7 protein-coding genes and 1 pseudogene are annotated in these 6,976 nt (G+C 40.1%); 5 read left to right on the top strand and 3 right to left on the bottom strand.

What is annotated here, in order from left to right; translation table 11 throughout:
• Window positions 1-158 precede the first annotated feature (158 nt).
• Window positions 159-926 (top strand): cell division ATP-binding protein FtsE, encoded by a 768-nt coding sequence (gene ftsE / locus VB654_RS08090; protein ID WP_323213175.1) that lies wholly within the window; start codon window positions 159-161, stop codon window positions 924-926.
• Window positions 927-1,149: 223 nt separating this feature from the next.
• Here the strand turns inward: ftsE and VB654_RS08085 are convergent, their stop codons facing one another.
• Window positions 1,150-1,920 carry an armadillo-type fold-containing protein gene (locus VB654_RS08085; RefSeq protein WP_323213173.1) on the bottom strand — a complete coding sequence of 257 codons (771 nt, stop codon included), beginning with the start codon at window positions 1,918-1,920 and terminating at the stop codon, window positions 1,150-1,152.
• 227 nt (window positions 1,921-2,147) lie between these two features.
• Here VB654_RS08085 and VB654_RS08080 point away from each other — a divergent pair, with 227 nt between their 5' ends.
• On the top strand, window positions 2,148-3,047 hold the full coding sequence (locus VB654_RS08080; RefSeq protein ID WP_323213172.1) for an alpha/beta hydrolase: 900 nt from the start codon (window positions 2,148-2,150) through the stop codon (window positions 3,045-3,047).
• Window positions 3,048-3,182: 135 nt separating this feature from the next.
• Here the strand turns inward: VB654_RS08080 and VB654_RS08075 are convergent, their stop codons facing one another.
• Complete coding sequence (locus VB654_RS08075) at window positions 3,183-3,722, bottom strand: DUF4330 domain-containing protein (protein ID WP_323213170.1); 540 nt, start codon at window positions 3,720-3,722, stop codon at window positions 3,183-3,185.
• Between the two features lie 359 nt (window positions 3,723-4,081).
• Here VB654_RS08075 and VB654_RS08070 point away from each other — a divergent pair, with 359 nt between their 5' ends.
• Window positions 4,082-4,936 (top strand): M48 family metallopeptidase, encoded by an 855-nt coding sequence (locus VB654_RS08070; RefSeq protein ID WP_323213169.1) that lies wholly within the window; start codon window positions 4,082-4,084, stop codon window positions 4,934-4,936.
• A 19-nt stretch (window positions 4,937-4,955) separates the two neighbouring features.
• Here VB654_RS08070 and VB654_RS08065 read toward each other — a convergent pair whose 3' ends face one another.
• Entirely contained in the window at window positions 4,956-5,714 is a 759-nt protein-coding gene (locus tag VB654_RS08065; RefSeq protein WP_323213200.1) for a metallophosphoesterase family protein, read from the bottom strand.
• A 303-nt stretch (window positions 5,715-6,017) separates the two neighbouring features.
• Here VB654_RS08065 and VB654_RS08060 point away from each other — a divergent pair, with 303 nt between their 5' ends.
• Together VB654_RS08060 and VB654_RS08055 are read left to right on the top strand one after the other, a co-directional pair.
• Entirely contained in the window at window positions 6,018-6,302 is a 285-nt protein-coding gene (locus VB654_RS08060) for a DUF2470 domain-containing protein (RefSeq protein ID WP_323213199.1), read from the top strand.
• Between the two features lie 266 nt (window positions 6,303-6,568).
• A pseudogene (locus VB654_RS08055) lies at window positions 6,569-6,976 on the top strand (restriction endonuclease); the annotation flags it as partial.

Below are 6,976 nucleotides of genomic sequence, written 5' to 3'. Positions count from 1 at the left end.
CAGCAAACCCTAGTTAAATACTCAGTGCTTTAGCAAATTTTTATTTTTGAACTTTCAATATGAGATTCTCAGGTAGAGGCGGGGAATCCTGATTTTAAGGTAAATTTCAAATCACAAATTTCCGGCTATTTGGTTGAGGATGTGAGGAAAGTTTTGTAATGCCAGTATTAACAAGCGCAAAAAATACTGATAAATCAGTCAACACAGAAGATAAAAAAACTTCACAGGATAATAGTAATACAGCAGCAATGGTACAGTTGCATTCTGTGACGAAAACCTATAAAAATGGTTGCTACGCTTTATTGAATGTGAATCTAGAGGTCAAACGCAAAGAATTTTTATTCATCACAGGGCCAAGTGGTTCGGGGAAATCTACTCTGTTAAAACTCTTGTATGGTGAAGAATTATCTACTCAGGGTGATGTAATTGTTAATGGCTGTAATGTCAAGACTTTGCGAGGCGATCGCCTGTCAAGATTACGGCGACGCATTGGGATTGTCTTTCAAGACTACAAATTGATTCCTCAGCGCACGGTGGCAGAAAATATCACCTTTGTGTTGCAAGCCCAAGGATATACTCGTAAGGAAATTCACCGACGTTTAGCACCAACTTTAAAGTTAGTAGGTTTACTGACTAAAGCCGACTGTTTTCCCGATCAACTTTCTGGGGGAGAACAACAACGGGTAAGTATTGCACGGGCGATCATTGGCACGCCTCCGTTACTTTTGGCTGATGAGCCAACAGGAAACCTTGATCCTGATAATTCCTGGCAAGTTATGCAGATTTTGCAAAAGTTAAATAACTTTGGGGCAACCGTAATAGTAACTACCCATGATGAACAATTAGTACGTCGGTGTAATCATCCAGTGGTGCAAGTCCGGAATGGCCGAATTTATCAACAATCACCAAAAGTCCAAAGTCGTTAAATAGGGCTTGTTGAATAAATATAAAACCTAGATCAATCAACGGTTTGAGGCTGATAAACCCGAAAGTAGGTGCAAGGCTTCGCCGTGAGCGTCAGCCGAACGGTTTTTGAAGGGTGTACCATCAAAAGCGTGAATTTTAGGTTGAATAAATCAGAAAATTTGGGGATGATAGATAGCTGAAACTGTTCCCCATTCCCCATTCCCTATTCCCTACCCTAAATGTCTATGAGGAAGAAATGGGAACCTTTAACTTTGTAGATAAAGGAGTCAAATTTGTCAGTTTGCTCAATGGTAGCGATCGCCTGCTGTCCAAGACTTGTAAACTGTCTAAAGTCGCATCTCTGATCACTGCTTCCGGTTCTTGGTGTAGTAATAGTCGCAAGCATTGAATAATTTCTGCCTGCACCTGAGAATCGACTCCCTTACTACTAATAATTTTAGTTAATTGTCGTATCGCAATCAAACGCTTCAAAGGGTCTGAATCTGTTAAATTCACCAATAATTGATCAATCCGATTTTGCTCTTGGTTGCCGTGAAAGCTGACGATTTGCCACAGCAATAAAATTAAAGTTAATAACGTTCCTAAACCTTGCACAATCGCACCAGCAGCAATCCAGGAACTCTTAGCATCAACCCAGATGGCAGCTGCCATATATGTACTAACAGTGGCAATACCCCCACTACCTACGGCTAAAGCTAAACGACAATTGGGGCTGTTTAAAAACTTCCACATTTGGGATAAGCGCAGTTGCCAATCCCATTTTTGCATTGAGTACACTAATAACATTACCCCAACGCCAACCAAAAGCGCTAATAGCAGTTTCCAGTTCCACAACAGCATCGCCACAATAATTGTGAAAAAGCCTAGCATACCTCCCGGCCCAGACAAAGGCTTAAAACTTCTTTGCTTTGAATTGAACATCTTGAACTCTAAAAATGACTTGTAGGGAATCTGGTTGAGCAGATGCTTTCCAGCAAATGAAGCCTTTGGCATGATCTTTACCTACTTAAATTACAATAATGTTTAATCATAAATCCATGTCTGATCGCAATTATCAGCAAATACATTTTTTACCGACTTAATCTAACAAGGGCTAGAGGTGCAGAGTTTTTGATTAGCTGATAATAAGAATTGTGGGGAACTTGAATCCAACAAGTAATTTGGGGTCAAGTAACTATTAGTCACATTCAGCAACTATTACCAAAATTTAATCAACACCTATGTTTCAGCCACAAGGATTTGAGCAACGCTCCATAATTACCTCACTAGGTAAGATGGTTTATTATACTGCCACTGGCTCACCTTGGCAGGAAAATTCGACCGCAGAACAACAGGAGAAGGAAACTTTGTTATTCCTGCACGGCTTTGGTGGTGGGTCTTCTGCTTATGAGTGGTCAAAGGTTTATCCCGCTTTTGCTGCCGAATATCGCGTTTTAGCCCCAGATTTAATTGGTTGGGGTAGGTCTGAACATCCAGCCCGGAATTACATGATTGATGACTATCTGACGACGATTCGGGAGTTTATCCAGCAGACTTGTACAGGGCCTGTGAAAGTGATCGCTTCTTCCCTGACTGCGGCCTTCACAATTCGAGTGGCGATCGCTTATCCTGATTTATTCAAGTCTTTAATTCTCGTCACACCAGCCGGACTATCGGATTTTGGCGAAGACTACTCTCGCAGCATTTTTGCCCAGATAGTTAGCGTTCCTATTATTGATCGCCTGCTTTATAGCACTGGAATTGCCACGAGTGGCGGTATTCGTAACTTTTTAGAGCAACGGCAATTTGCCCAGTCGAATCGCATCTACGAGGAAATTGTTGAGGCTTATCTCCAATCTGCCCAACAACCCAATGCTGAATATGCCGCCCTGTCTTTTGTCCGTGGTGATTTATGTTTTGATTTGTCCCTATATATTCAACAGTTGAAAACTCCTACCGCGATTATTTGGGGACAACAATCAGAATTTACGGGTCCAGAAATTGGTCGTCGTCTTTTTGAAAAAAATCCCCAAGCTATAAGAGTATTTCAACAATTAGAAAATGTAGGATTAACGCCGCAGTTGGAACTCCCAGCCGTGACGATTGGGTTAATTCGGCAATTTTTCCCAATGTTAGATTAATTATCCCAGTTTTAGCTTTGTAGAGACGCGATTTATCGCGTCTTCTTCTAGAGAACTCCACAAAAAAGTTGATCCCAATTTCTGCAACTAAAATGACCTTTCCTCCCCCTGCTCTCAAAACGACGGGATATTTTTTTATTTGGAAGTCTCTAACAATCTGACATCGATCACAGTAGAGTTGAAGTTATAGTTAAAACCTTCTAATTCAAAAGTTGTACCAATTTTTACTTTGCTATTACCTAAAACTGGCCCACTGTCAGTAATTTGAGCTTTTCCCTCTAAAGTTAAAAGCATATCTGTACTAAAATTGTTTTGTCTGGGATCTGGTAATTCTTTAACGGAACCATCTGGTTGGGACACTGTTACGGTTCTAGGTAAGACTTGAATGGATTTTATGCCGATTTGACCATATGGTTGATTGCGGATAATCACATTAGTTTTACCGCCTTTTGTAAATCCTTTCTCAAATAACCGTTCAGGATCGCGGACATTCAAACCACGAACGGCTAAATCTACCTCAATTGGTACGGTGTTAGTATTGACTTGGGCAACAGAACCAGTAGTTCCAGGAAAAACAAATATACCAAATATCACTAGCAGAATTACCAGGGCAGCACCGAAATCAAGGAGATTGATTTTGCCGAACAAGCGTCCTTTGGAATCTAAAATAGCCATAGAAACTTTTCCTAGATAGAAGCAGAATAATTGATTTTAGCAACAAGTTTTGTCAAGAACACGGCAAGTTTCCCGACTAAATTACTTGGTAATTGCTCCAAGCATCTGGGTGCTGTAGTTATGGGACAGTTTATCATGGGTTTGTAAAAGGAATGAGGACAAGAGTTTTGTTGTGGAGGCAGGGAACATTCAGCAAGCCCTAAATAGAGATGAGGACAAGGGTTTGAACACAAGCACATTTTGTCTATTTTAGAGAGATAACGAAAGCATACTAGTATATAATTTTAGCTTTGAGTTAAGAATGCAACTTAGACGAATCTAGATACGTCGAATAATTTATCCATTAATCTAAGTTACTCATGAACTGGAACAACTTTTTGGCAAATTATCATGTCAGACAACGACGTTGGTTTTATCCGTTAATTTCAGTGGTAGTTGCTCTGACTTTGTGCCTGAGTACACCCACGCCGGGGAATGCCTTCGATATCCGGTCTCTTCTCTTCCGAGGAATACAGGTAATTCAGATGTCTAATATGTCTGACCGCCAAGAGGTTGATCTTGGTAGGCAGATGAATCAGCAGTTACAAAGTAGTAATATTCGATTTAGCCGGAATGCTCAAATTAATCGCTATGTAGAACAAATTGGTCAGCGTTTGGTAGCTAGTAGCGATCGCCCCAATCTTCCCTTTACCTTCCAAGTCGTTGAAGATAATTCTATCAATGCCTTTGCGACGTTGGGGGGTTTTGTCTATATCCACACGGGTTTAATGAAAGCCGCAGATAATGAAGCGGAATTAGCTAGTGTAATTGGCCATGAAATTGGTCATATTACAGGCAGACACTTAGTTCAACAGATGCGGCAAAGAGAGATCGCTAATGGTGTAGCTGCCATCGCAGGTTTAGATCGTAATGCTGCTGTAGGACTTGGTTTAGAATTAGTGCTTAACCGTCCTCGTAGCCGTAAAGATGAATTTGATGCCGATAATAGAGGATTACTAGCCATAACACAGGCTGGTTATGCCCAGTCAGCGACGATTTCCTTTATGCAAAAGCTGCTCCAAAGAGGGGGTGCTATCCCGGCATTTTTAAGTACTCACCCGCCTACAGGCGAGCGCATTAATGCCTTGCAAAATTCTATTAATGCCCAACCTAGCAATCAGCGCGACGGATTGGATAATGCTGCTTATCGAGCTAATATCCGACCCATACTTTAGTTCAAATGTCAATCATTACTTATGCTCGCTGCTTCTGGTGGCGAGCTGCTCTTGTGGATGGTGCAACCATAACCACACCTTCTTCTAAGGGCAAGATGCGGAGAGAATTGGTAAAAATGTTGACTTGATAAATTAAGTTATTTGTAGTATCTAATCCAGTTAACCAACCACTGCGGGGATGATAAGCACCAGTATCTATATCTAGCCATCCTTGCCCTTGTGCCAACTTACCAGGGGGAACGCCAGGAAAAGTAAAAGTGATGGTATGACCGATGATCATTAGTTTATCAGAAAAATATGGTTGCGAAATGCAATGAAATTCGTCACGTATCCAACAAAATTGGGTGGCGGTTTGTTCTGCTAAAGATAGGTGAGGGTCAACACCAGCATGAGTTAACCAAATATCTCCCAAATCTAGATACAGGGGTAAAGTTTTCAGCCACTCCAAATGTTCGTTAGGAATAGTAGCTTCTTCGTAACTAGCGATAGTTGCTTGCCCACCACCATACAGCCATGCTTGCATTTCTGGTGTAGAAACGTTATTACCTGTCAAAATGCTTAATAACATCTGCTCATGATTTCCCAGCAGACACCCATAATTATTGTCTTTGACAAAATCAATTACATGACAACTTTTAGGGCCACGATCAATTAAATCTCCCAAAAAATAAACTTGATCATCTAATCCAGGGGCGATCGCCTCCATCAATTTTATCAAACCTTCGTAATGACCATGCACATCCCCAATCACAATTCGACGTTGGCTAGTTTCGCTCATCGGTTCTTGGCTTAAATAGTTTGGTTGAATAGTTTGGCTACAGTTTAAATTCTTTGGTTTCCGCAACGATATATAAACAGTATTTGACATTTAACAAATTTCACCTTAATCTTAATCGAATTCTTACCTGTAAACTTAAATAAAGTAAAAAAGGCTAAAAGTGCGACTAGCTGATCAAACATCTCCGACGCAGGAGACGCAGTAAAACAGCCGCTTTTGGAGGGCAATTTCAAAACCTGCAAGTTTTGGACAAATTAGCTTAAAATTTAGGCAATGAATATCTTACTAACTCCCCAGCACATCATGTCTGATAACTTCTCTGCTGAAATCAGTTCACGCATTTGCAAACACATGAACGAGGATCATGCTAATGCGGTAGTTCTTTACGCCCAGGCTTTTGGCGGTGTGACAAATGCGACAACCGCAGAAATGCTGTCAATTGATTCTGAGGGGATGAATTTGACAGCACAGGTCAATGCCGAAACTGTGCCAGTGCGGATTCAATTCGATCATACTTTAGTTGACTCCGAAGATGCTCACCAAACTTTGATTGCAATGGTCAAGCAAGCACGGGTTCAGGCGAAATAGGAATTTTGTTAGTTAAGCTCGTACTAATGTGTATATTGATGCTTGTATGAAGTTTAATCTCTGAAGTATCAAATTATATTAGTATGTCTAGTCAGGTTGAGTAACTATACTAAACCTATACTAGTTAATTCTAATACGCAGTAATGGTCTTGATTCTTTAAAACAGTGGTACTGATTAAAGAAAAATCATCAACTAACTCCATCATGGAAACAAATACAAGTACCCTTATGTTAGCAAATCAGCCTGGTATTATAACACATTGATTATGTTGAATCCAGGTTATCAGAGAAATGTTGAGGATTTACGTCAGTTAGCCTCTATGTTTTGGCCTTCAGAGTTATCAAAACAAGAAGCAGAACTGAGTGTAATTCCCAAACTTATAGAAACGCAAGACCAATTTATTGCTATTTTGAGTGTTAGTGTATCTAATTTAAACGGACTATTTCAAATTATTGAATCTTCCAGCCTCCCAGCAAATTTATTTTTGAAACATTTGCTTGTTTTAGCTGACTTTGGGGGTGAGATGATTCAGAGATTAAATAGTCAATTTGAATCAATATTTCCTTCTAGAAGGTTAGATTATTTATGGGATACAAAAAGCTATTCTTATAGTTTTCTAGTTTTGCCTGTATCGGGTCAACTCAACAATAATAAACTTGGTATAACTGGCAAA

Origin of the sequence: Nodularia sp. UHCC 0506 (assembly GCF_034931045.1) — a bacterium.
Classification (GTDB): domain Bacteria; phylum Cyanobacteriota; class Cyanobacteriia; order Cyanobacteriales; family Nostocaceae; genus Nodularia.
The sequence above is the reverse complement of the archived record's forward strand: the minus strand, read 5'-3'. Positions and strand labels throughout refer to the sequence as shown.

Excerpts from the sequence above, each read along its gene's own strand:
- ftsE (WP_323213175.1), top strand. The coding sequence starts at position 159 with ATGCCAGTATTAACAAGCGCAAAAAATACTGATAAATCAGTCAACACA.
- VB654_RS08085 (WP_323213173.1), bottom strand. The coding sequence starts at position 1,920 with ATGCCAAAGGCTTCATTTGCTGGAAAGCATCTGCTCAACCAGATTCCC.
- VB654_RS08080 (WP_323213172.1), top strand. The coding sequence starts at position 2,148 with ATGTTTCAGCCACAAGGATTTGAGCAACGCTCCATAATTACCTCACTA.
- VB654_RS08075 (WP_323213170.1), bottom strand. The coding sequence starts at position 3,722 with ATGGCTATTTTAGATTCCAAAGGACGCTTGTTCGGCAAAATCAATCTC.
- VB654_RS08070 (WP_323213169.1), top strand. The coding sequence starts at position 4,082 with ATGAACTGGAACAACTTTTTGGCAAATTATCATGTCAGACAACGACGT.
- VB654_RS08065 (WP_323213200.1), bottom strand. The coding sequence starts at position 5,714 with ATGAGCGAAACTAGCCAACGTCGAATTGTGATTGGGGATGTGCATGGT.
- VB654_RS08060 (WP_323213199.1), top strand. The coding sequence starts at position 6,018 with ATGTCTGATAACTTCTCTGCTGAAATCAGTTCACGCATTTGCAAACAC.